The organism is Kitasatospora sp. NPDC059673, from assembly GCF_042734215.1.
Classification (GTDB): domain Bacteria; phylum Actinomycetota; class Actinomycetes; order Streptomycetales; family Streptomycetaceae; genus Kitasatospora.
Genome location: NZ_JBHWEN010000001.1, coordinates 336841 through 360658 on the forward strand (window position 1 = coordinate 336841; position 23818 = coordinate 360658).

The following is a 23818-nucleotide window of genomic DNA, read 5'->3' on the forward strand; positions in this document are numbered from 1 at the left end:
ACGGCCGCATCCCAACACGCGGCGCAGCTGACCACAGGCGACGGCCAGCGCGCGGGCAGCGCGGCGTTCACGACCCGGCCGACAGCCCCGGCACGGGCGCGGGGAGCACAGCGGAAATCGGCCAGGCAGGACGGCGCACCAGCCGATCAACCGCATCCCGCAGCGCGCGGAGCGTCGCACCAACCGGCCGGCCGCATCCCAACACGCGGCGCAGCTGACCACAGGCGACGGCCAGCGCGCGGGCAGCGCGGCGTTCACGACCCGGCCGACAGCCCCGGCACGGTCGCGGGGAGCACAGCGGAGATCGGCCAGGCAGGGCGGCGCACCAGCCGATCGGCCGCGTCCCGCAGCGCGCGGGGCAGGTGGCCGCAGGCGGCGGCCAGTGCGCGGGCGGCCTCCGGCTCACGTTCGGAGCGCTCGCGGCCGATCATCCGGCCGAGCAGCTCCAGCGCCTCGTCCGGGGCCAGCGGCCCGACCGGGACCTCGATCGAACTCCCCTGTCCCGCCGGACCGTTGAGGACGATGATCGCCGCGCTCCCGGGCGTCTCGGGCAGCAGCGGCCGGATGCCCATGACGTCGGCGGCGCCGTCCAGCACGACCAGGATCCGGCGGTCGGCGAGCAGCCGGAGGTACAGGGCGCGGCGCTCGGCGAGGCTTGCCGGTACTGCCTGTTCCTCGACGCCCAGCGCGCGCAGGAAGGGCGCCAGGTAGCCGGGGGCGTCCTCCGCACCGTGCAGGTCGGCGTACAGCTGCCCGTCGGGGTGGTCGGGGCCCGCGAGGTGGGCGGCGCGGACCGCCAGTGCGCTCTTCCCGGCTCCCGGCGGGCCGGTGACCGTGACGACCTGCGACTGCGTCCGCCCCGATGCGGTCAACAGCTCGGCGATGACGGCGAGTTGGGCGAGTCTTCCGGTGAAGTCGGCCGGATCGGGCGGAAGTTGGAAGGGCCGCAGCACCGGCCGGGCGGCCCCGGCCCTGAGCTCGGCAGAAGGCCCGGCCCCCGACAGGTCGGCTTCGCGAAGTGCCCGCAGCGCCTCCTCCCGGCGTCCGGCCAGCATCCGGCGCTCGTGGTCGGCGAAGGGGCCCGGTACGCCGTCCAGGGCCGCCGGGCCCTGCCAGAGGCCGAGCGCGGTGGTCAGCAGCTCGTGGGCGCGCTGCGGCTGCCAGTTCAGGCGGGCGGTGGCGGCGTCGGCGAGCGCGGACAGGAAGACCGTCCGGTCGATGAGTGCCGGATCGACGTCCAGGCAGTATCCCTTGCCGACGTGCCGCAGCAGGTTCCCGTCGCCGCCCAGCGCGCTGCGCAGCCGGTACATGTTGCCCGGGAGCGCCCCGGCCCGGTCGGGCGCCTCGTCCCCCTCCTCGCCCCAGACCCCGTCGATGATCTCACCGACTGTCACCGGCCGGCCGGCGTGCGCGAGGAGTACGGCGAGCACGGCCCGGTCCCGGGCCCGGTTGATGCGCAGCTCCTGGCCCGCGCGCCGGGCTTTCAGGGGGCCGAGGGTGGTGAAGTGGAGCTCCAACGCGCCCTCCCCGCAGTGATCATGTTGACGTTCCGTCATGTTATAGCTCTGCCCCGCGCCGCCCCTGGGCCCGCACCGGGAACCCAGGCCCGGCAACCCGCACCCGGGAACCCAGGCCCAGCAACCCGCACCCGGGAACCCAGGCCCAGCAACCCGCACCCGGGAACCCGGGCCCGGGTACGGGCCAGGGTTCGACACGGGCTCGACGGGCCCGCGTTCCCGGGATCGTCTGCGGTGGAGGCCGAAGGACGGCTTCCCGCACAGCACAGGGAGCCGACTGATGGCGGAATTCAAAATCGAGGTTCTGGTCCTCCCGGTCTCGGACGTGGACCGGGCCAAGGAGTTCTACACGCGGATCGGGTTCCGCGAGGACGTCGACCACTCCGGCCCCGGCGGCTTCCGGGTCGTGCACCTCACCCCGCCCGGCTCGGCCGCCTCGCTGATCATCGGCAGCGGTGTGACCGACGCGGCGCCCGGCTCCGAGCGCGGCGTGCACCTGGTCGTGGACGACGTCCTCGCGGCCCGCGCCGAACTGGTGGCGGCCGGGGTCGAGGTCAGCGAGGTCTTCCACGACGCGGGCGGCGTCTTCCACCACGCGGGCACCGCCGGGCGGGTCGCCGGCCCGCACCCGCAGCGGCGCTCGTACGGTTCCTTCGCCTCGTTCGCCGACCCGGACGGCAACCTCTTCGTCCTGCAGGAGGTCACCACCCGCGGGCCCGGCCGGATCAGCCAGGTGGTGCACCGCTCCGCCGCCGAACTCGAATCGGCGCTCCGCGACGCGGCGGCCGCCCACGGCAGGTACGAGGAGGAACTCGGCCACCGGGACGCCGACTGGCCCGCGTGGTACGCCGCGCACATGGCCCGCGCGGCCGGTCTCGACAGCTGAACGGAGGAAACGGCATGGCCGAGCGGGCCGAACTCACGGCGTTCGTGACCTCCGCATCGGGCGGTGCCCTCCTGCTGCGCGGCGAGGCGGGGGCGGGCCGGAACGCGCTGCTGCAGCACGCCGCCGCGCTGGCGGAGCAGCAGGGCCGAACTGTCGTCCGGGCGGCGGGCGTCGAAGTGGAGTCCGCGCTGCCCTGGGCGGGCCTGCACCAGCTGCTCCACCCGCTGCTCGCCGAGCTCGCGCGGCTGGACGACCGGACCCGGGAAACCTTCGACTCGGTGTTCGGCGGGCCCCGGAGCTGCCCGCCGAACGTCATGACACTCGGCATCGCCGTCCTCCGTCTGCTGGAGCTCGCCACCGAACAGCGGCCGCTGCTGCTGGTCCTCGACGACGGGCAGTGGCTGGACGAGGCCAGCGCCGACGTCTGCGGCTTCGTCGGCCGGCGCCTGGCGGGCCGCCCGGTGCAGTTGCTGGTCGCGGTCCGCAGTGGCCTCCCGTCCCGCTTCGACGCCGCCGCCCTGCCCGAACTGTCGCTCACCGCCCGCCCCGGCGAAGACGCGCCGGCCCCGGACGAACTGCGCGCCGCCCGGGCGGCCCGCCGCGCCTGCGCCCCGGAACCGGGTGCGCTGACCTGGCAGGAACGCCGGGTCGCCGACCTGGCGGCCGGCGGCCTGACGAACAAGCAGATAGGCGTGCGGATGCACCTGTCACCGCGCACCGTCAGCTCGCACCTGTACCGCGTGTTCCCCAAGCTGGGCGTCACCAGCCGGGCGGCACTGCGCGACGCACTGAGCCGCGCCGCCGGATGACACCTCCGCCACCGAAAGGCATCCAGACATGATCAGCAGGCGTATCTTCACCACGGCACTCGGCCTCGGCCTGGGCGCCACCGCCCTCCCGTCCGGCGCGCACGCCGCCGCACCGGCCCCGACCGTCCCGAGCAGCACGCCGGGCACCCGCACCGGCTTCACCGACCTGAAGCGCGTCCGGGCCGGCGTGCTCGACATCGGCTACGCCGAGCTCGGGCCGCAGCACGGCCCGGTGGTCATCTGCCTGCACGGCTGGCCCTACGACATCCACAGCTTCATCGACGTCGCCCCGCTCCTCGCGGACGCCGGCCACCGGGTGATCGTGCCGTACCTGCGCGGCCACGGCACCACCACCTTCCGGTCGCCGACCACACCCCGCAACGCGCAGCAGTCCGCGATCGCCCTCGACATCCTGGCCCTGATGGACGCCCTGAAGATCCGCCGGGCGGTCCTGGCCGGCTTCGACTGGGGCTCGCGGACCGCCGACATCATCGCCGCGCTGTGGCCGGAACGGGTCAAGGCCCTGGTGTCGGTCAGCGGCTACCTCATCACCAACGTCCCCTCGCAGCAGAACCCGCTGCCCCCGAAGGCCGAACACACCTGGTGGTACCAGTACTACTTCGCCACCGACCGCGGCCGCCTCGCCATGGAGACCCGGCAGAACCGGCACGACCTGTGCCGCCTGGTGTGGGACGAGGTCTCCCCCACCTGGGACTTCGACGACGCCACCTTCGAACGCACGGCCGCGTCCTTCGACAACCCCGACTACGCCGCCATCGTGATCCACAACTACCGCTGGCGCCTCGGCCTCGCCGACGGCGAACGCCGCTACGACCACTACGAACAGCTCCTCGCCGCCCGCCCGGAGATCACCGTCCCGACCATCACCCTGGACCCGGCCCTCGACCCGTTCCTGCCCTCCACCGACGGCAGCGCCTACCGCAGGTTCTTCACCGGCGCGTACGAACACCGCGTGCTCCCCGGCATCGGCCACAACGCCCCGCAGGAGGCCCCGGCGGCCTTCGCCCGGGCCGTGCTGGACGCCGACCGCCTGACGACGGTGCGCGGGTGACCGGCCCCGAGCAGGCCGCGGAGCTGCGCCGAATCCGGTTCGGCGCCCTCCCGCAGCGGATCCCTTTCGCGGACATGGTCGAGGAGCGGCCCGTCCCCCCGACGAACCCGGCGGCCGCCTTCGACCCCGACAGCCAGGCAGTGCGCTTCTCCTGCCTGGCCGCCGACCTGGGCCTCTGAGCCCCCCGCTGACAAGCTGTCACCGCGAAGTGGCCGCTGGACGGACGCCGCCGACGGCGCATCGGAGTGGGGATCAGGCGGGGACCACCCGGTAGCTCAGCGCCGGCCGCGGCAGGTCGGACTGGGCCAGCGAGCCGGTGGCCCACGGGTTGGCGTCGGTGCAGCCCGCGCCGGAGTACAGCACCACGGACGCGGAGCCGGAGGCGACCTGGACCGACCGGGCGGGCGTCGCCAGCGTGTGGCACGTGCCGAAGTCGTCGAGGTCGACCACGGTCACCGCGCCACTCCCGCCGGTGCCCAAGTAGAGGTGGGCGCCCGGCTGCAACGGGGGCCAGCCACCGGCCTGGGCCGATCCGGCACCGAGGCCGATCACGGCCGCGAGGAGGGTCGCCGCGACGGCCGAACCGCGGAGCATTGCCTTGGGTGTGAACATGTGAACCACCTTTCCGTGGGTGTGAGGGTGTTGCTGAAGGGTGCTGCTGCAGGGATCGGCCGGTACTCCGCCCGGAGCCTCCAGCCCTGCTTCTCCGGTTCGGCGATCAGCCCGATCGGCAGACCCGGAGCCGGGCCTCCGGGCCCGGAGGCCCGTCACTCGATCTCGTACATCCCGGCTCCGTCGAGGTACCGCACCGTGTTGAGGTCGCGCTGGAGCACCGCGTCCACCGGGTGCTCCAGCGTCAGGGTCGCCGGGTAGCCCCGGTCGTAGACGGTCGGGGTGATGGGGTCGCCGGGTTCGACGTGCACGGTGAGGTCGCGGAAGCTCTCCAGCTCCCGGATCCGGTCGAGTGCCCGGTAGCGGACCAGCCGCCCGGCCGCCGGGGCGACCAGTGCGGCCCAGGCGAACGCGTGGCGCCGCCGGTAGCCCCGGCCGGCCCGGGCCCGGAACCGCTCCGGGCGGGCACAGGCGTCCACGATCCACTCCAGCTGGCCCTCGCCCAGCACGTGGGCGGTGTAGTACGGGAGTCCGGACATCCGGGCGCCCGCCTCGATCAGCCGCGGGCCGTCCGGCGTCAGCTTGATCTCCAGGTGGGCGGCGCCGTGCCGGATGCCGAGCGCGTCGAGTACCTGGCGTCCGTACGCGGCGAGTTCGGCCACCGGCGGTTCGTCGGAGCGCAGCAGCACCTGGGCCACGACCAGGTCCCGTACCCCGTTGGCCGTGATCCGCTCGGTGCGCCAGGCGTCGGTCAGGTGGTGGATTCCCCCGCTGCCGACGGTGTTCAGGATGTACTCGGTGCCGACCAGGTACTCCTGGGCCACCACCTCCTCGATCGGCTCGCCGTGAACCGTTCCCCGGCTGCGGAGCCCGCGCAGCGCCGCGGCCGACTCCTCCGGCGTGTCGCAGCACGTGACGCCGTCGCCCCAGTAGCTGCGCAGCGGCTTGACCACCGCCACCCCGCCCAACTGTTGGTGCCAGGCGCGCAGTTCGCGCTCGTCCCCGGTGCGGAGCTGCCGCATGACGGGGACGCCCCGGGCCCTGAGCGTCTCGATCTGCAGGTACTTGTCGCGCCGCGCCGCGCTCAACTCCGTGCCGTTGGTGGGCAGTTGGAGCTTCTCGGAGAGCGCGTCGGCGAGTTCCACCCCGGTCTCCCGGCCCGCCAGCACCGCGAGCGGCTTCAGCGCTTCCAGCTTCGCGGCCAGGGCGTCCACCTCGCCGTCGTGCACCAGCACCTCGCTGAACCGCGAGGAATCCACCGGCTCGACCCCGAAGGGGAGTTGGGGCGTGCTCTGCACCTGGACGACCTCGCCGCCCACCGCCCCGAAGGCGTCGATGTGGCCGTAGGCCGCCCCGAACGCGTCGACCACCGCCACCCGGAACGCGGACATTCTTCTGCCTCCTACTGATCGGTCGGAACTGCCGTGAGCGAAAGAACCTCCCGGCGCAGCGCGAGCAGCCGGTGGACGGCGTTCGTGAGCACCTGCCGCACGCCGAACCCCGAGGTGCCGGAGTGATCGGCGTGCAGGATGTCGCTCTCCCCGGCCTGCGCGCCGATCGCCCGGCGGGTCAGCCCGGTCCGGTCCGGGAACGCCTCGGGCACCATGCGCCGGGTGATACCCAGGTGCACCATGCGGAAGTCCACGAATCTGTCGATGAGTTGGACCAGCCGGGCGGTCCCGGCCTGGTCGAGCACCAGCCTGCCGTCCCGTACCGCCTGCCACACGTTCACGCCCAGGCTGGAGGCGCTCCGCCACTGGGCGACGACCGGCCGGGCCCAGGACGGGAAGTAGGACATCGCCTGGTCCAGGTAGCTGCCGTAGTCCACGGTCGGGGGCTGCAGGACCAGTTCGAGCAGCTGGACGCTGGGCATGAACGCCCCGCTCGCTCCGCGCGGCCCGCCGGGGTGGCCCAGGTGGAAGTGCCGGAAGTGGCCGAACGCTTCCCCGGACAGTCTGCGGTAGCTCGCCATGTGCGAGGTGAACTCCGCGACGCAGCGCGCGGCGTCCTCCAGGGCCGCCGCCGGCTTCACGGCATCCGGCGCCGTGACCAGCGCGCGCAGGCCGTAGGCGGCCGACCTGGCCCACGGCTCGGAGAGGTAGTGGCCGAGGTAGAAGTCCCGTTCCAGGGTGCCGAGTCGGCCCTGCGAGAACACCCTGATGTCGCCGCAGCGTTCGTACTCCTCGCTGTTCACGTCGATCAGCAGCTCGTAGCTCAGGTACGGGTCCAGCGAGGGGAACCTCGCGCACTGCGCGGAGATCAGCTCCGTCAGCTCGCGGGGCGCGGCCCGCGGCCCGGCGGGAGCGAATCCACCGCGCATGAACAGCAGGTCGAGCTGCGTGACCCGGGCCGCCCGCGGGTCGTCACCGAGCGCCCCGAGACCGGCCACCATCTCCCGCTGTTTGCAGGCGAGTTGGCTGTACGTCAGGCCGCCTCGCCCGAGCTCGGCCAGGTCTCCTGGAAGGTCGTGCAGAACGTAGTCGCGAAACGGCGAGGAGGACCGGACGAGCGCACGAGGTCCGGAGTCCGCGGAACCGTTGAAGAGATCGTTGCTGTCCACTTCCACTCCTTGTCCGCAACCGGAACGGGGGCGGGCCGCCGACCCGCCCCGGCTCAGCTCAGGGCTTGACGCAGCGGAAGCTGCTCGCGGCGGTCGGGTCTCCGTAGGCGTAGCGGGAGACCATCGGGTAGCGGCACACCTCGCGGGCGAGGTTCCGGCCGTCGGCGGTGGGCAGAGTGGCGTGCAGCACGCCGGGGGCCTGCCCCCGCTCGACCCAGGCGGTCAGCGCTGCCAGGTCGTCCGCACCGTTCAGCGCGCAGTGCGCGACGCCGGGCGCCAGGAAGAGCCGGTAGAAGCCGTCGACCTTCGCGCTGCCGCCCATCCTGGCCTCGACGCGCTTGCGGTAGTCGACCGTGCCGGCGGTGGGGATCACCGGGTCGGCGTCGCCGTGCCAGGTGAGCAGCTTGCCGCCGGCGTCGCGGAACGCGGAGAGGTCCGCGTCCCGGCTGCCGATGACGGTGTCGTACTCGGCGCGGGCCTTGCGGAAGATCTCCTCGAACTGCGGGTACGTCAGGTTCGCCGAGCTGAACCCGGGCTGCTTCTGCACGAACGTGGCGACCCACTGGGCGGGGACGATGAACGGCCGGCCGGTGGTGACGCCGTCCGTGGTGGTGCTGGTGGCGAGGGGGCCGAAGTCGGCGCCGACCGGCAGTCCGTACCAGAGCCGCTTGCCGTCGCTGGAGCGCGGGCCGTCCCAGATCCGGCGGACCACGTCGGCGTCGGCGGCGCTGATCGTGTACTCCTTGCCCTCGCACACCACCTTGGTGCCGATCAGCCGGCGCGGGTCGAAGTCGCAGCGGTTCGGGTTGCTGATCAGCCCGTCGGCGATGCCGTCGAACTTGTCGCAGGCCTTCAGCGCGGCCTGGTTGAACGCGTTGAACTCGCACGTGGTGGGGTACGTGTGCTGCTGGCTCATCACCACCTGCGGCCACAGCGTGGCCACCTCGAACTGGTTCCAGTTGATGGCGGGGGCGGCGGCATTGATGCCGTCGAAGTCGGTGGGGTGGCGCTGCGCCTCCAGGTAGCCCTGGCGGCCGCCGGTGGAGCAGCCGTTGAAGTAGGAGCGGAACGCGGTGTGGCCGTACACGCCGTCGACGACCTGCTTGCCGACGACCGCCATCTCGTGGACGGAGCGCGAGGCGAAGTTCTCCAGCAGCGCGGCGTTGACCTCGCCCTCGGGGTTGAGGCCCCAACTGCTGTCCAGGCCACTGGTGTCCACGCCCGCGTCGGTGGTCGCCGCCGCGTAGCCCTGCTTGACCGCCCCGGCCACCGAGCCGATGCTCCCGGCGGCGTACGCGGCGCCGCCGACCGCCTGGAAACGCCCGTTCCACCCGGACTCCGGCAGCCAGATCTGCACCGTGGCACGGTCGTTGGCGCCCGGGTGGGTCAGCGTGACGGTCACCTCGCAGTGCGCCGGGACGTCCTCGACCTGCCCGCCGCCCAGCGGCGGGGAACCGGGCACCTGGAACGTGCCCGCCGGCACGGCCGTGGCCGTCACCGACTCCACGGCGACACCCTCCGGGGCCGCAGGCCGCAGCGGGCCGCAGGTGAACGGGGCGGGGCCGGAGGCGGCCGGAGCCGCGCTCGCCGGCACGTTGACGGCCGCGGCCGCCGCCAGCGAGAACCCTGCTGCGGCGAGCCTCAGAAGCCGTCGGTCCATGTCTCTCTCCTCGAACTCGGGAATCGCGCGACCACTGTCACCGACCCACCGACTCGGGCACATCAGTCATCTGACGGCAGACTTCCGCGGGCCCGGGCGGCCCGTGGACACCTCGGACACCCGCTCTGCTCCTCCTGACGGGTCACGAGGGGCGGCCGGACCTCCGGTCGCTGTCGCGACCCCGCTTGATGCTCCCTCAGCGGGCGGCGAGGGCCCCGTCGAGCTCGCGACGGCTGGAGATCCCCAACTTGCCGAACACCTTCCGCAGGTGCCACTCGACCGTCCGCGGGCTGAGGAACAGCTGGGCGCCGATCTCCGCGTTGGGGTGCCCACCGGCCGCGAGACGGGCGATCCGCGCCTCCTGCGGGGTGAGTTCCGGCCCGCCGACCGTGCGCTTGCGCACCGTCTCGCCGGTGGCCAGCAGCTCGCGCCGGGCCCGTTCCGCGAACGCCTCCAGGCCCGTCCGCGCGAACTCCTCGTGCGCGGCCCGCAGTTCGTCGCGGGCCCGGGACCGCCGGTTCTGCCGGCGCAGCCACTCGCCGAACAGCAGCCGGGCCCGGGCCTCGAACACGCCGAGCCCGCCCGCGCCGAAGTGCCCGACGGCCTCGCGGTAGCGCTCCTCGGCCTGCCCGGGCTCCCCGGCCAGGGCCTCGGCGACGGCGTGCGCGCCGAGCGCCCACGGCGTGCCGGCCCGGGCCCAGTCGGCCAGCCGCTCCCGGGCCCCGGCCGCCGCGGCCGCGTCGCCGACCCGGACGGCCGCCTCGACGAGCTCCCCGCACGTCCAGTGGTGCACGGCCAGGTCCTGGTACCGCGCACCCCGCAGCGCCGCCTCCAGTGCGAGCGGGTAGCCGCCCAGGCCGTTGTGCAGCACCGCCCGTGCCCACGCCGCGCTCGCGGTGAGCCGTCCGAGGCCGCGCCGCTCGCCCTCCCGTTCGGCCGCCCCGATCGCGGCCAGGGCCGGGTGTTCCCGGCCCTGGTACGCACCGAGCAGGGCCGTCACGGCCAGGCGCGTCGCCGTGCCCGCCGCGTTCTCGACGGCGCTCGCCCCGGCCAGCAGTTCGCGGGCCTCTTCGAAGCACCCCGCGAAGCCCAGCGCGGCCGCCCGGTACGGCAGCGCCACCGCGAGCGTCGACAGCGTGCCCGTCGTCCGGGCGGAGCGCACGGCCCGGTCGGTGACGTCCAGCCAGGCCCCGAGGTCGCCCAGTTCGGCGGCGGCGTTCGCGGCCGCCCACAGCAGGGCCGGGTCCTCGGCCTCGGTGACCTCGCGCAGCGCCCGCGCCAGCAGCGGGCGGGCAGCGGCCGGCCCGTCCGTGGCCCACCCGGCCAGGGCGCGCAGCAGGGCACCGGCCGCCTCCCCGCCGGGCGGCAGTGCCCGCGCCACCTCGCTGACCCGCCGCAGCGCCGAGTCGTCCGCCCGCCCGGCCCGGACGGCCGCGCCGAACGCCGTGAGGCAGGTCTCCCGCGCGGCGGCCGGGTCGAGCCCGCCGAGCCGCTCGGCCGCCTCCAGCAGCGGCCGCACCACGCCGGGCCCCTGATCGGTCAGGTCCGACGCCTTGGCCCGCAGCCGGTGGACGCCGGCCTGCTGCAAGGGGTCCAGCGCCCCGAGTTCGGCGGCGGCGAGCAGGTCGGGCACCCGGGCCGTCAGACCGGCGGCCAGGTACGCCGACGCGGCCGCCAGCGCCCGCCGCGCCCGGCCCTTCGGGTCGGGGGTGAGCGCCGCGGCCCGCTCCAGGAACGAGGCGGCGGCGGCCCGGCCGCCGCGCGCCAGCGCCCGGTCGGCGGAGCACTCCAGGCCGTGGGCCACCTCCTCGTCCGGCCCGGGCGCGGCGTGCGCCCGGTGCCAGGCCTGCCGGTCGGGGTCGCGCCCGCCGTCGGTGGCCTCGGCCAGGGCCCGGTGCGCCGCCCGCAGCGTGGCGGCGTCCGCGCCGCGCCGGACGGCCGAGCGCACCAGCGGGTGCCGGAAGCGCACCACCGCCCCCACGGTGATCAGGTCCCCGGCGGGCGCCGCCGCCTGCGGCCCGATACCCATCCGGCGCAGCGCGTCCCACAGCAGCGGCCCGTCGCCGACCGGTTCGACCGCGGCGACCAGCAGCAGGGCGCGGGTGTCGGCGGGCAGTGCCTCGATCCGCCGCCGGAATCCGTCCTCGACCCGGGTCGCCAGCGGCCCGGCCCCGGGTTCGCCGAAGCCGAACGCCAACTCGGCGGCCGACAGGCCCCGGGGCAACTCCAGCAGCGCCAGCGGATTCCCGCCGGTCTCGGCCACGATCCGGTCCCGCACCCGGGCATCCACCGGCCCGGGCAGCACGCTGTCGAGCAAGGTCCGCGCCTCGGCGTCGGCCAGCCCGCCCAGCAGCAGATCCGGCAGCCCGGCAAAGCCCTCGTCCCCGGCCCCGTCGGCGGCCCGCTCGGCGAACACCAGCGCCACCGACTCGGCGTCCAGCCGCCGCCCGACGAACGTCAGGATCCGCTGGGACATCAGGTCCAGCCACTGCGCATCATCGACCAGACACACCAGCGGCACCTCCGCCGCCGCCTCCGCGAACAGCCCGAGCACCGCCATCCCGACCAGCAGCATCTCGGGCGCCGCCCCGCCGCTCAGCCCGAACGCGACCCGCAGCGCGTCCTGCTGCACCTGCGGCAGGCGTTCCAGCCGGTCCAGCAGCGGCGCGCACAGCCGCTGCAGCGCCGAGTACGCGAACTCCGCCTCGGCCTCCACCCCGGCCGCCCGCACCACCTGCAACTGACCTGCCAGCGCCGCCAGTTGATCCAGCAGCGCGGACTTCCCGACGCCCGCCTCCCCGCGCAGCACCAGCACCCGGCTGCGCCCGCCGCGCACCTCGCGCAACAGCCGCTCCCACTCCGCCGACTCCCGCTCCCGTCCGAGCAGTTGACGCTTCCCCAGTTCCGCCATGTCCCCTCCGGTGCAGACCCCCTCCCGGAGGAACTGCACCCATCCTACGAACCCTGCCCGGAAGCCGGGCCGGCGTCAGTGCGGCGGCTCCGGAGTGTCCACCAGCAGGTCGAACGCCAGCCCGCTCGCCCCCTCGCCCCGCCCCGCGCCGCGCTTGGCGCCGAGCCACACGCACACCCGGCCGCTGCGCCACCGCGTCCGGTGGTAGGCGACTGAGAGCCGGGTGCCGGTCTGCGGGACTTCCTCCTGGTTGACGAAGTACCCGTGCGGCGTCGCCGCGTCCAGGCCCTCGCGCAGCAGCGAGGTCCTGGGCTGGACGGGCGGCAGGACGTCCACCACGTCGGGCATCGCGGCGCGTTGCAGTTGGACGGTGCGGTTGTCACCGGGGACGTGCACGGGGATGAACGGGATCCAGTTCTCGGGGACGGAGTTCATCGCCTCGTAGGCGATCGGCGCGAGCGGCGCGTCCGGCGGGGCGGGCGGGTGCAGGCGCAGGTGGTGGGCCCGGATCTCGGCGGCGACCTCGCTGCCCCGGCGGCCCGGGCCGGTGGGGCGCGGGACGGTCAGCTCGATGCCCCAGACCAGGTCGGCGGCCTCGTCGCGGATCAGCGACACCTCCTCCAGCGCGGGGCCGTCGGCGACCTTCGGGACACTGGCGGGCAGGAGCAGGCTGGTGTCGGCGGCGGTGCCGGGGCCGGCGTCGATGGTGTCGAGGGTGTACATCGACCAGCGCTGCCAGTCCTCGTCCAGGCCGGTGCCCGCCGGGGTGATCCACCGCCGCTGCCCGAACACGTCGGTGATCGCCAGGCCCTGGATCGACGCCAGGGTGCCGACCGGCAGTTCGCACGGGAGCTGGAACCAGTTGTTGCTGTAGACCAGCGCGAACTCCAGGAAGATCAGCCGGGCCAGGTCGGTGCTGTCCGGCGACACCGCGGCGAAGTTGGTGCCGCCGTCCTCCACCGCCCACCAGCGCGGCAGCGGCATGCCCGCGTAGCGCAGCGGCGCCGGGAAGACGGTGCGGTTGATCGGCGGGAGCGGCGGTTCGGCGCCGCCCACGGGGTGGTCGGGGTCGATCGAGAAGGCGTGCCAGTCGAGTTCGCCGCCGGGGAACTCCTGCGCGGTGAGCACCTTCTCGGTGCCGTCGGGGGCGGTCCCGGCCACCGAGAAGCGGTGTTCCAGGCGGCGCGGGTCCCAACTGGCGTCGCCGTTCGGCTGGTCGATCAGGTCGTCGAACCAGGCGACCAGGCGCTTGCCGAGAGCGTCGAGGGCGGGGTAGTGCAGGTGCAGGATGTCGTTGATGCCGTCGGAGGCGTGGCCGCCGTCCTTGATGTGCCGGTAGAGCTGGTAGCCGTCCATCCGGCGTCCGGCGACGGCCTGCAGGGTGGCCCAGGTCTCCGGGTCGGACACCCGGGGCGCGTCGGTGTCGGTGGTCGGGTCGGGCAGCGCGATCGGGTACAGCCGGACGTACTGGCCGCGGAAGTCGAAGGCGATGTCGGCCAGCACCTGGTCGCGGCCCAGCAGTTTGAGCCACCGCCGGCCGATCGCCAGCCTCAGGTCGAAGGCGATCCGGTCGCTTCCGGCCGCGAACGCCGGTGGGCGCCGCTCGGCGAGCGCCTCCAGCGGCCGGTCCGGCGGCAGCGGCTCGGCGGCGCCGCCGGCGGGGCGGAAGCGGCTGGGCCGGGCGCCGGCGATCGAGTAGGTCGCGGTGACGGGTGAGCCGCCGTCGGTGGCGCGGAACTCGCCGAGCTGCCACTGCCGGGTCAACAGCCAGAGCGGGTCGCGTACTTCGGCCCGCAGCGCCCGCTGGAAGTCGGTGGTGCGCGGCCGTCCCTCCAGCCGGTTCCACACCCCGACGGCCGGGTTCGACCGTCCGGCGAGCGCCTTGGGCAGGTCGGCGATACGGGGCTCAGGCATGGGCGGCCTTCCAGCGCTGGTTGGCGGTCGCGAGGTCGGTGGAGATGGTGATCGGCTGCCGGGTCGCGGACATCACGGTGGCGGGCAGCAGTTGGGCGTAGGCGGTGTTGTCGAGGTGCTCGGGTTCGACGCCCCGGGCTTTCGCCAGGTCGAGGGTCTCGCCGATCGCGGCGATCAGGTCGTCGGTGTTCCAGGTGCCGGTGCGCACCGGCGGCACGACCAGCAGCATGGCCTGCGGCGGCTGGGAGTCCGGCCCGTCGTAGTGCAGCGCGATCCCGGTGGTCTCGCGGTCGGCGGGAATCACCTCCGTCCATTCGTCGAACAGCAGGCCGACCTGGGTGCTGGAGGGAATCGGCGGGGCGGGCGCGTAGTGGGCGGTGAACAGCACCTTGTCCTCGGTGATGGCCGCGCCGGAGGCGAACTCCATGGCCAGCCAGTGGTCGTTCGGCCGGTAGGGCAGCTGGATCGGCGTCAGTTGCGGTTCGGCGGACTGGAGCAGGTTGCCGAGCAGGCCGCCGGGCCCGCGCAGGGCGTCGCTCAGCAGGACGGCCTGCTCCCACAGCCGGGGCTTGTCGCGGACCCGGGCGATGCCGTGCGCCCAGTCGTCGATCGGGAAGTCCCGTCCGAACGGGGGCTGGGTGAGGTGCTGGACGAGGGTGCCGCTGTCGGCGAGGGCGTTCTTCCAGTCGGCGGCGAGCTGCGGGCCGGGCGTGAACTCCGGTACGGCGAGGACGTCCTGGCCGATCAGCGCCTTGAGCGCCTCGATCGCGGCGGCGACCTGGTCCGGCCCGGTGACGGCCGCGTCGTACGCGGCGAGCGCCCGGTCCGCGCCCGCGAGCCGGGCGAGGACCTCGGTGTGCAGCGCGCCCGCCCGGTCCAGCAGGTCGCGGCAGAACAGCACCACCCGGTCCTGGAACGGCTGGAGGCTGAGGTCGGTCGGGTCGAAGGCGGTCAGCGGGAGCTTGCCGGCGACTTCGGCGAGCAGGCCGCTGAGCGTGGTGCGGACGGTCCTGGCCTCGGCCCGGAGCGAGGCCAGCTTGTTGGCGAAGGCCTGCCGCCGTCCGGTGATGATCCCGCGCAGGACGGCGGGCAGCGCGGGCAGCGGCGTGGTGGGCGTGGTGGCGATCAGCCGTTCCGCCTGTTGCAGCAGCCGGAACCGCTCGGCGGCGGAGGTGGGAGGCGGCAGCGCGTCGTAGGCGGCGAGCAGCGCGTCCGCCCGGGCCAGGGCCCTGGTCATCCGGTCCGCGGCGTCGGCCACGGCGGCCAGCACCTCGGTGAAGACGCCGCGCCGCCACATGGCGAGTTCGCCCCAGCCGCTGCGGACCATGCCGAACCCGGCGGCGGTGGTGACCAGGTTGGCGTACCCGGTGAGCAGGGTGTCGACGGTGGCGAGGATCTGCTCGCGCTGCGGTGGGGCGCCCGCCGGGTAGAGCGGTGCCAGCGTGGCGAGGTAGCTCTCGACGTCCGTGCGCAGCACGTCGAGGGAGGCCCGGACGGCGGCGGGGCGTTCGCGGGGCAGCGAGACGGCCTCGTCGGCGGCCCGGTCGGCGGGGGCCGGTCCGGCGGCGGGCATCAGGTCGGTGGGGCGCAGCGGCCGGGCGGTGGTCAGCAGCGGACGCAGCACGCCGATCAGCGGGGCGAGTTCGAAGAAGGTGAGCTTCCCGGCGACCCGGTCGGTGTAGTGGATGGTCAGTGCGGCGTCGGGCCGCGGGTTGTCGAGGGCGATGACGGCGCCGGTGATCCGGTCGTCGAGGTCGGTCATGGCGCTGTCGCCCGCCGGGCGCACCGCCCAGAGCAGGTCGATGGGTTGCAGGTGGAGGTCGAACTGGCTGAGGGTGCGGCTGCGGGGCTGTCCGGTGATCGGGTCGGTCCAGGTGACTCGGGCGACGACGCCGGTGGCGGGCGGCAGCAGTGCGGGCAGCCAGGCGTTGACGGCGGGTTCGGCCTGGGCGCGCGGGGTGTTGTGGGACAGCGGCGGCGCGCCGGTGTCGGGTTTGAGGCCGGGGGTGAGGCGCAGGCCGAAGCGGTGGGTGAGGGTGGTGCCGCTGCGGGGGGTGGTGACCACGGCGGGTTCCGGCGGCAGTCCTTCCTTGGCGTACGCGTCGAGGGTGGCGGAGGCGCGTTCGGGGTTGCCGAGCAGTGCCTGGTGGGTGCTTTCGGCGATCGCGAGGTCGGAGAGCGCGTCGTGGACGTCGAGCAGGTCCTGGACGGAGCGGTCGACGACGGCCTGCTGGGTGGCGTCCACGGCGGGCAGGCCGTCCAGGCCGAAGGGGTAGGTCTGCGGCGCGTCGCCCCTGGTGAGCAGGCGGACCAGGGCGAGGCCGTCGATGACGTTGTGGGCTTCGATCTGGCCGATCGCGAGGGGTGTGGCCGGGTCGGGCCGGTCGGCCTGGCCGGGGACGGTGTCGGCGATCCGCCCGGCCCGCAGCGGGAACTCGAGGCGCAGCGCGGAGATCAGGAAGTCGACCTCGGCCTGTTCGTGGGCGTCGTGCAGGGCGCGTTCCAGCCGGTAGCCGAGCAGGGCGCCCAGGGACTGCCCCTGGCGCATGCCGTCCAGCAGGCCGAGGGCGATCCGGACCCGCCCGGAGCTGAGGTTCACGGCGAACGAGCCGGGGTTCTGCGGTGAGCCGTTGGCGAGGTAGCCGGCCCGCAGGACGGCGGCGGTGCGGGCGTGGCCGGGTGACGGGGCGTGCAGGTGGCCGCCGTTCCTGGCGTCGTGCAGCAGCGGCCCGCTGCCCTGGAAGACCTGGGCGAGCGGCCCGGTCAGGGTGATCTCGGTGAGGGTGCTGGTGTCGCGGCGGCGGACGTCCTCCAGCCAGCCGTAGACGCCCAGGTGGAGGCCGCGGGTGGCGGGGGCGGTGCCGTCGGGGCCGTAGCGCAGTTGGGCGAGGCGCTCGTTGGCGAGGCCGAGGCGCCAGGCGTCGAGCCGGTAGGTGGCGCAGTCCAGGTGTTCGGCCAGGACGCGTTCCAGCCGGGCGGTGGGCAGGGTGGTCAGCAGGTCGAGCGCGGCGGCCTGTTCGGCGAGCCGGGCGGTGGCGGGGGCGGTGCCGAGGATGCGGGGGATGTGGTCGACGACCAGGCGGGTGGGGTCTCCGGTGATCTCCGGTGCGGGCGAGTAGAGCCGCCGGAACCGGCTCTCGCTGGGCAGGCTCTGGCCGGGCGCCGGGATCCTGACGTGGATGAACGCCGGGTCGGCGGCGGCCTGTTCGGCGGGGCCGGCGATACCGGCGGCGATGGCGAGTTCGGTGGCGGCGTCGGCCCAGCCGAGCAGCAGCGCGTGGCGGGCCAGCAGGTACAGCAGCGCGGACGGCAGGTCGTCGTCGGGGAAGCCGGCCTCGGTGCGGATGGTCTCCAGGTCGGTGCGGGCGTGCGCGGCCAGCCACTGGAGGTAGTTGGCGCCGTCGGCGGTGTAGGGCCGGATCGGGTCGGTCTCGGAGAGCGGCCGGTCGTCGACGGGCGGGGCGAGCAGCGGGTGCTGGGTGTCGGCGAACAGGCGGCGGGTCAGGTCGGGGTCCTGGGCGTTGCCGGTGTCGGGGTGGCCGAAGCGGGTCAGCAGGGCGCGGATCGGGCCGGGCTGGTTGAGCCGTTCCAGGGCGGGCAGGACGGTCGAGCCGAGGGCGCCGAGGTTCTCCCGGTTGAAGACGTCCTCGACGCTCAGCGCGTACCGCTGGTAGTACTCGGCGGAGGTGGGGTGCGCGGCGAGGATGTCCAGCAGGTGCTGGTGGGCGTCGGCGCCCTGGGCGCCGAGATGGGCGACCTTGCCGGTGGCGGCCTGCCAGTCGGCGGCGGCGGCCTGGAGCACGGTGTACAGGCCGCGGCGGTGGGGCGCGACGGGGTCGGTGTCCGGCCAGGCGAGCCGGGAGAACGCGGTGGTGGGCAGGATCCCGTAGGGCTGCCGGCCGATCTGCACGGCGGGGAGGGGGCCGCGGCCGGAGACGTGGCCGAGGAAGTACTGCCGGGTCTGTTCGACGACGGCGCGGCCGAACACCGGGTGCAGCACGGTCTGCAGGTGGTTGCCCCAGGTCGCGGGCCACAGGGCGGTGTCGGCGGCGCGGGCGTCGCGCTGGTCGGTGGTGTCGGCGCCCGCCATTCCGGCGAGGTCGGCGGGGTCGAGGCCGAGCAGTTCGGCGAACCACTGGCCGTCGGTGCGGGTGGTCCAGTCCGCCCCGGCGGGGGCGGCGCGCAGCCCGGTGGCGGAACGCAGCCCGGCGTCGGCCTGCTGGGTGGGGTCCACGCCGGCGGGTGCCTGGGCGCTGTTGTTGGTGGGGGTGCCCTGGGGCAGCAGGCCGAGCCCGGCGGGGCTGCGGAGTTGCCGGGTGAGCCGGTCGGTCAGGTCGGCGGCGGACTGCTCCGGGGTGGACTGGGCGCGCAGGCCCAGCACCACCAGCCGGTCGAGGCCGCCGGCCAGGTCGGCGGTCAGCGGGATCCGGAAGCCCATGCCGTCGGTGACGGCCCGGTCGAAGTCGGTCAGCCAGCGCAGTGCGTCGGGGACGGTCAGTACGCCGGTGGTCTCGTCGGCCTTCAGCGGGTCGGTGGAGCCCGGGTCGGGGCTGACCGCGAGGCTCGCCGGGACGGGGTTGCCGACCAGGTCGAGCACCTTGGTGCCGCCGGCCCAGCCGAGCAGCCGCAGCCGGTCGGGCAGCAGGCCGGCCGTGGCGGCGACCGTCCAGGACTGCGGGGCGATGCCGGTGTCCGGCGGCCGGGGCACCACGGGGAAGGCCACCAGGACGGCGTCACCGCTCTCCAGCGGGGCGGCCTCGATCCCGGCGGGCCGGCGGGCGCGGATCACCGCCGCCCTGGCCTGGCCGACTGCGGCAAGCAGCGCGGTGTCGGCGGCCCGCAGTTTCAGGCGGTCGCCGTGGGCGCGCCAGACCGCCGTCCAGTAGTCGGCCGTCGGTTGCCGGTCGGCGGCGGGCAGCGCGGTGGTGGTGAGGACGACGAGGACGGTGGTGCCGGCGGGGACTTGCATCGGCCGGTCGCCGGGGTTGGCCGGCCGGTGGTTGCTCAGCAGCCAGGTGGCCCGCCCGGGGGCGATCCGGCCGACCAGTTCGTGCCAGGCCGCGCGGTCGCCGACGGGGTTGCCGCCGGTGCGCCACAGCGCCGTCCAGTAGGCGTCGAGCGCGCCGAGTTCGGCCTCGGTGGGCCGGGGTTCGAAGGTGTCGACGGACCAGTCGTCGGGGAAGACGCGCACCAGCAGTTCGGTGGCGGTGAACGTGGTCTCGATCCGTACCGGGCCGAGCAGGACGGGGAAGTCGTCGCTCAGGGCGTTGTCGGCCATACCGGGAGCATCTCCTGTGCGTGAATGGCGACCATGATCGGCGCCCGGAAGAGGATGTAGGCGATATCGGCCGAGCTCAGCCGCGAGTACCACAGCGGCAGTGCCGCGTCCTCGGTGTGCTGCTGCTTGGTGTCCGGGTCCTCCTCGGCGGGGTCGAGGGGTGCCAGCGGGACGTGCGTGGTGTCGGTGAACTCGACGAAGCCGAGCTGGTCCGGGTCCACGTGCTGCCAGCCGAGGTCGTTCCACAGTTCGACCGGCGGTGGCGGGCCGGGCTCGGGTTCGTTGAGGCCGAAGCGGGGTTCGCCGGGGCGTTCCTTGATGACGAAGAACCAGCCGGGGTCGCCGGGCGGGTTGCCGCGCGCCTCGGCGGCGTCCAGGTCGAAGCCCAGCAGGTAGATGTCGGGTTCGACCTTGGCCTCGTAGAGCGGCAGCCGGACCAGGTCGGGCGTCGGGTGGTCCTCGTCGGGCAGCGGCGCGGGGATGCGTTCCCCGGTGGTGATCGGGTTTCCGGCGTCGTCCAGCGGCCAGGCCGCCCGGTGCGCGTACACGGCGGTGTTCGGGTACTTCTTCAGCAGTTCGCCGCGGATCACCAGCACCAGGTCGTCCTTCTGCGCGGTGCCGGGCAGCTGCCGGTTGTCGTTCTCGCCGAGCAGCGCGGCGGGGCCCCAGCGGTGGATCGGCTTGATGTCGTAGAGCCGCTCGCGGCGCTGCTCGGGGCTCTCGCCGGGCGGGGAGAGCGCGGCGCGCGGGTCCCAGAACTGGCGGAACGGGGTGCCGCGCTGGTCGGTCGGGTACTCGCGCCACAGCATCAGCCGGGCCATCTCGTGGTTGAGGCCGACCAGGAAGGACTCGATGAAGCGGCGGTTGTTGGCCAGCAGGGTGATCGAGTTCGCCGGGATCAGGCCGAGGTTGGGCGCGAACACGTCCGTCGACAGGTCGAGCAGCGACCGGTACATCGGCAGGTCGATCACCGGGTAGGCCATCGCCTCGATGAACTCCTCGGCGAACGGACGCAGCCGCTCGGGCACGTCCACCGAGCCGAGCAGGCACCGGGGGACGGTGGTGTCCGCACGCAGCCCCTGCAGCACCGTGTCCGTCGTCCCGGCGACACCGAGCGGTTCCCGGGCGGGGGCCTGCCCGACGGCGGTGGCCGCGTCCCAGCCCTGGTAGAGCTCGGTCAGCGCGTCCTTGAACCGCTGTGCCTCGGGGCTGTCGATGGTGCCGCCGGTGGTCGGCGGGACGGGGTCGCCGAGGTCCTTGAGGACGAAGTCCGGGCTGTGCGGCAGCGCGCCGACCGGGTCCGCCGCCGCCAACAGGCCGACGCCGGGGTGCAGTTCGTGGTCGAGCTGGTCCGGGGTGACCAGGGCGGCCGGTTTGACCTTGGGCGCGGCGGCGGTGACGGCGCCGGTGTCGGCGTCCATCCGGGGCAGCAGCGCCTCGGGGGGCTGGTCGGGCGGGAAGGTCAACGAGCGCATCAGCCGGGCGCCGGGGCGGGTGAGGCGCCGCATCGTCGCGGACAGCGGCGCGGCCGCGACCCGGCTGGCCGCCACCTGGAAGCCGACGGCCAGCTGCTCGGCGCCGGGGTCCGCCCCCGCGAGCAGGGCCGGCCCGGGCCCGGGGGTGGTGACGCGGGGGTGCGCGGGCGCGGTCAGGGTCAGGTACTTGCCGGTGGGCGGCGGCGCCACCGCACCGGCCGGGGCGGCGGGCGGGGACAGGTGCTTGACCTGGAGCCGGTGCCCGACCTCGCGGGCCAGCTGGGCGGCGCGGATCTTCGCGTTGGCCGCCAGGACGTCGCCGATCTGGGCCCACGCGGCGTCCATGAACTCGTCCTGCCGCGCCTGGACGACCTTGGTGCCGAAGTTCGCGGCGACCCGGTGGCGCGGGTCGAGGTTGAGCCGGTGCACCCAGTTGCGGTTGGCGGGCGAGGGCAGCGGCTGCCCGGCGCCGTCGATCAGCAGGTGGTTGGTGAGCGCGTGCCAGCGGCCGTACAGCGGCGGGGTGATCACCGGATCGACGCCCGCCGACAGCGACCGGGCCTGGTCGGCGGGCAGCGCGGCGTGCACGGCCGCCGGGGTGGCGGACTGGTACGCCTCGGCCAGGTTGACCAGCTTCGCCAGCGCCTGCTCGAAGGGGTGCGGGTACGGCGCGGCGGGCGGCGGCTTGTCGTACCAGTTGTCCCAGTTCTCCCAGTCGTCGATGGGCTGCTCGGGCACCTGGAGGGCGCCGCCGAGCTTCAGCACCCCGCCGATCGCGGCCGGCGTGGTGATCGGCGGCAGGCCCGGCCCGGCCGAGCGGTGCACGTCCAGGTCGCGGCGGCCGACCGCGGGGTCGGGGCGGCGCGGCTTCAGCAGCCGGACCAGGTACTCGAAGTCACCGGTGGCACCGGTGGTGAACGACCAGCGCAGGTAGTAGGGCAGTTGGCCCTCGCCCTTGCGGTCGGGGTAGTGCGGGCCCCAGCTGGAGTACAGCGCGCCCGGCGCCTGCCCCGGATCGAAGCCGAGCCCGGCGAGCCGCCCGGTCTCGAACGCGGGCACCAGGAACGCCTCGTACGCCCGGTCGTGCTGAAGGTGGCGCGGGCAGACCAGCCGCGAGCAGGCCCGGTCCGGGTCGGTGCGCAGGATCCCGGCGAGCGCCCCGAGCACCGGGTCGCCGGGCCCAGTGAGCTCCCGGGCCACCGCCTCGTCCAACGAGCCGTTGACGTGCACGTGCGCCCAGGCACCGAGCTGGTCGGGCGGCGGGAGGGCGTTCGGGTCCTTGACGGTGACGAACGGCAGCGGGGTGCCGCCCCCGCCCTCCTCGAACTCGGCGGGCGCGCCCGTCGCGTCGGTCCGGGCAGCGAGCACGACGAGCGCCAGCCAGGGCGCGAGGCGGTCGGTGGAGCCGTCGGCCACCGCGGGGCTGTAGCGCCAGGGGAAGTCCTCGTCGTAGAACTCGATGTGCGCGAGGTAGTTGGGCTCGATGTTGGTGGTGCCCGGCAGCGGCTCCCGCCGGGAGACCGCCCGGGCCTCGACACCGACCACGTCACCGGGCCCGTAGAGCTGCACCGCCCGCTCGACGCTCCGACCGAGCGGGGTGCCGTCCAGCGCCTCGCCGCTCAGCAGCAGCTTGACGGGGATGGTGGCGCGGGCGGCGGCGCCCGGGTCCTGGGTGATCCGGGTGGACAGGCCGGAACGCAGCCACGGCAGGAACGAGTAACCGTTCGCGGTCATGCGCCGCTCCCCTGGAACAGCTCGGTGGCGGCGGTGAGTTCGGTGGCCGCCGGATCGGCGGCGGCCAGTCCGGAACGGGCGGCGCCGCCCGCGACGAGCACCCGCTTGTCGGGCAGAACCGCCGCGGCGAACCCCCACCGGCCGGTGAGCAGGCCCGGTTGGGCCGTCCAGCTGTCGGTGGCCGCGTCGTACTGGACGACGCTGCGGTACCCGGCCTCGTCCGCCTCGCTGCCGGTCCCGCCGATCACCAGCACGGTGCCGGTGCCGACGGCGACGGCGCGGTGCTGGGCGCGTCCGGCGGGCATGTCCTTGGCGGCCGTCCAACTGCCGGTGGTGAGGTCGTACTTCTCCGCCGTCCGCCGGCTGACCGGGTCGAAGGTGCCGTCGTCCCCGGCCCCCGGAGCGCGGCCGCCGGTCACCAGCACCGTGGTGTCGGACAGCGCGGTGGCCTGGTGCAGCGCGCGCGGACGCAGCAGGCTGCCGGTCGGACTCCAGGTGCCCGTGGCCGGGTCGTACAACTCGCAGAAGGCGAGCGCCGGATCCTGGCCCGTCCCGACGGCGGCGGCGCCACCGACCACCAGCACCTTGCCGTCCTTGAGCACCACCGCGACATGCCCGGACCGGGCGTCCGTGAGCTCCCCGGCCGCCGTCCAGCTCCCCGCCACCGGGTCGTACAGCTCTGCGGACCGCAACGCCTTGATGGTGCTCCCGGACCGCACGGCGCTCCCCCCGGCAACCAGCACCTTGCCACTCGGCAGCAGCACCGCGCTGTGCCCCCAGCGGGCCTGGCTCATGCTGCCGACCGGGCTCCAGGTGTCGGCCGCCGGGTCGTACACCTCGGCCGTGGCCAGCCCCGGCGCGGTGGAACCGCCGATACCGCCGCACACCAGCACCTTGCCGTCGGCCAACGCGACCACCGCGTGCAGCCGCCGGGGCGAGGGCTGGGTGGCGGTCGCCGTCCAGGTGTCGGCGGCCGGGTCGTAGGCGACGGCCCGCCCGAGAGCGGCACCACCGGAATCGGTGCCGCCCACCACCAGGACCTTCGAGGTCCCCTTGAGCACGACCGGCCTGTCGTGCTGCCCGTACCAGGCCGTGGCCCCGGTCAGATCATGGGCGGCGGTCCACTTCGCTGCGGCCGGCGCGATGGTGCTGGTCATGGGAGTCGAACCTTCCGTCATGGGGACTTGCGAGTTCACCGGGGAGCGAGCCGGACCGGTCATGGTGGAAGAACCTCCGCCGCGGCGAGACGTAGCCGGCAAGCACCGGAACCCTCCGGCACCGGGCGACCGACGCTCCGGCGGCACCAGCGAGTCGGACCGCCCACCGACCGCCGCCCCGAACACCGGACCGCCACCGCCGCACGCCCCCACCCCGCCGCAGGACCGGCCAT

14 protein-coding genes are annotated in these 23818 nt (G+C 74.7%); 4 read left to right on the plus strand and 10 right to left on the minus strand.

Features of this window, described 5'->3' with window-relative positions; genetic code table 11:
• Positions 1 to 254: 254 nt before the first annotated feature.
• Complete coding sequence (locus ACFV18_RS01405) at positions 255 to 1517, minus strand: BTAD domain-containing putative transcriptional regulator (protein ID WP_380478123.1); 1263 nt, start codon at positions 1515 to 1517, stop codon at positions 255 to 257.
• 280 nt (positions 1518 to 1797) lie between these two features.
• Here ACFV18_RS01405 and ACFV18_RS01410 point away from each other — a divergent pair, with 280 nt between their 5' ends.
• The 4 genes from ACFV18_RS01410 to ACFV18_RS01425 are packed head-to-tail and all read left to right on the plus strand — an operon-like array spanning position 1798 to position 4463.
• Entirely contained in the window at positions 1798 to 2403 is a 606-nt protein-coding gene (locus ACFV18_RS01410; protein ID WP_380478124.1) for a VOC family protein, read from the plus strand.
• A 14-nt stretch (positions 2404 to 2417) separates the two neighbouring features.
• Complete coding sequence (locus tag ACFV18_RS01415) at positions 2418 to 3212, plus strand: LuxR C-terminal-related transcriptional regulator (protein WP_380478125.1); 795 nt, start codon at positions 2418 to 2420, stop codon at positions 3210 to 3212.
• A gap of 28 nt (positions 3213 to 3240) precedes the next feature.
• Positions 3241 to 4284, plus strand: coding sequence for an alpha/beta fold hydrolase (locus ACFV18_RS01420; protein WP_380478126.1), 1044 nt, complete (start codon positions 3241 to 3243; stop codon positions 4282 to 4284).
• A complete protein-coding gene (locus ACFV18_RS01425; protein ID WP_380478127.1) occupies positions 4281 to 4463 on the plus strand; it encodes a hypothetical protein in 183 nt (60 codons plus the stop codon). Before ACFV18_RS01420 ends, ACFV18_RS01425 begins: the two co-directional genes overlap by 4 nt.
• 73 nt (positions 4464 to 4536) lie before the next feature.
• On the opposite strand, the gene ACFV18_RS01430 is transcribed toward ACFV18_RS01425, so the two are convergent.
• The 9 genes from ACFV18_RS01430 to ACFV18_RS01470 form a co-directional block, all read right to left on the minus strand.
• Complete coding sequence (locus ACFV18_RS01430) at positions 4537 to 4896, minus strand: hypothetical protein (protein WP_380478128.1); 360 nt, start codon at positions 4894 to 4896, stop codon at positions 4537 to 4539.
• Between the two features lie 155 nt (positions 4897 to 5051).
• On the minus strand, positions 5052 to 6287 hold the full coding sequence (locus ACFV18_RS01435; protein ID WP_380478129.1) for a biotin carboxylase: 1236 nt from the start codon (positions 6285 to 6287) through the stop codon (positions 5052 to 5054).
• Positions 6288 to 6298: 11 nt separating this feature from the next.
• The gene (locus ACFV18_RS01440) at positions 6299 to 7456 is read right to left on the minus strand and encodes a hypothetical protein (RefSeq protein ID WP_380478130.1); all 1158 of its coding nucleotides are present in this window, start codon (positions 7454 to 7456) and stop codon (positions 6299 to 6301) included.
• A 58-nt stretch (positions 7457 to 7514) separates the two neighbouring features.
• Complete coding sequence (locus ACFV18_RS01445; protein ID WP_380478131.1) at positions 7515 to 9116, minus strand: tannase/feruloyl esterase family alpha/beta hydrolase; 1602 nt, start codon at positions 9114 to 9116, stop codon at positions 7515 to 7517.
• A gap of 196 nt (positions 9117 to 9312) precedes the next feature.
• Positions 9313 to 12027, minus strand: coding sequence for an AAA family ATPase (locus tag ACFV18_RS01450; protein WP_380478132.1), 2715 nt, complete (start codon positions 12025 to 12027; stop codon positions 9313 to 9315).
• Between the two features lie 75 nt (positions 12028 to 12102).
• Positions 12103 to 13941 carry a hypothetical protein gene (locus ACFV18_RS01455; protein WP_380478133.1) on the minus strand — a complete coding sequence of 613 codons (1839 nt, stop codon included), beginning with the start codon at positions 13939 to 13941 and terminating at the stop codon, positions 12103 to 12105.
• Positions 13934 to 19219: a hypothetical protein gene (locus tag ACFV18_RS01460; protein ID WP_380478134.1), complete on the minus strand. Its 5286-nt coding sequence runs from the start codon at positions 19217 to 19219 to the stop codon at positions 13934 to 13936. Before ACFV18_RS01460 ends, ACFV18_RS01455 begins: the two co-directional genes overlap by 8 nt.
• Positions 19201 to 22428 (minus strand): hypothetical protein, encoded by a 3228-nt coding sequence (locus tag ACFV18_RS01465; protein ID WP_380478135.1) that lies wholly within the window; start codon positions 22426 to 22428, stop codon positions 19201 to 19203. Before ACFV18_RS01465 ends, ACFV18_RS01460 begins: the two co-directional genes overlap by 19 nt.
• On the minus strand, positions 22425 to 23585 hold the full coding sequence (locus ACFV18_RS01470) for a Kelch repeat-containing protein (RefSeq protein ID WP_380478136.1): 1161 nt from the start codon (positions 23583 to 23585) through the stop codon (positions 22425 to 22427). The genes ACFV18_RS01465 and ACFV18_RS01470 overlap by 4 nt, the downstream gene beginning before the upstream one ends.
• Positions 23586 to 23818: the final 233 nt, after the last annotated feature.

Coding starts and splice junctions, on each gene's coding strand:
- ACFV18_RS01460 (WP_380478134.1), bottom strand. CDS start 19,219: ATGGCCGACAACGCCCTGAGCGACGACTTCCCCGTCCTGCTCGGCCCG.
- ACFV18_RS01410 (WP_380478124.1), top strand. CDS start 1,798: ATGGCGGAATTCAAAATCGAGGTTCTGGTCCTCCCGGTCTCGGACGTG.
- ACFV18_RS01430 (WP_380478128.1), bottom strand. CDS start 4,896: ATGTTCACACCCAAGGCAATGCTCCGCGGTTCGGCCGTCGCGGCGACC.
- ACFV18_RS01450 (WP_380478132.1), bottom strand. CDS start 12,027: ATGGCGGAACTGGGGAAGCGTCAACTGCTCGGACGGGAGCGGGAGTCG.
- ACFV18_RS01415 (WP_380478125.1), top strand. CDS start 2,418: ATGGCCGAGCGGGCCGAACTCACGGCGTTCGTGACCTCCGCATCGGGC.
- ACFV18_RS01445 (WP_380478131.1), bottom strand. CDS start 9,116: ATGGACCGACGGCTTCTGAGGCTCGCCGCAGCAGGGTTCTCGCTGGCG.
- ACFV18_RS01465 (WP_380478135.1), bottom strand. CDS start 22,428: ATGACCGCGAACGGTTACTCGTTCCTGCCGTGGCTGCGTTCCGGCCTG.
- ACFV18_RS01470 (WP_380478136.1), bottom strand. CDS start 23,585: ATGACCAGCACCATCGCGCCGGCCGCAGCGAAGTGGACCGCCGCCCAT.
- ACFV18_RS01420 (WP_380478126.1), top strand. CDS start 3,241: ATGATCAGCAGGCGTATCTTCACCACGGCACTCGGCCTCGGCCTGGGC.
- ACFV18_RS01455 (WP_380478133.1), bottom strand. CDS start 13,941: ATGCCTGAGCCCCGTATCGCCGACCTGCCCAAGGCGCTCGCCGGACGG.
- ACFV18_RS01435 (WP_380478129.1), bottom strand. CDS start 6,287: ATGTCCGCGTTCCGGGTGGCGGTGGTCGACGCGTTCGGGGCGGCCTAC.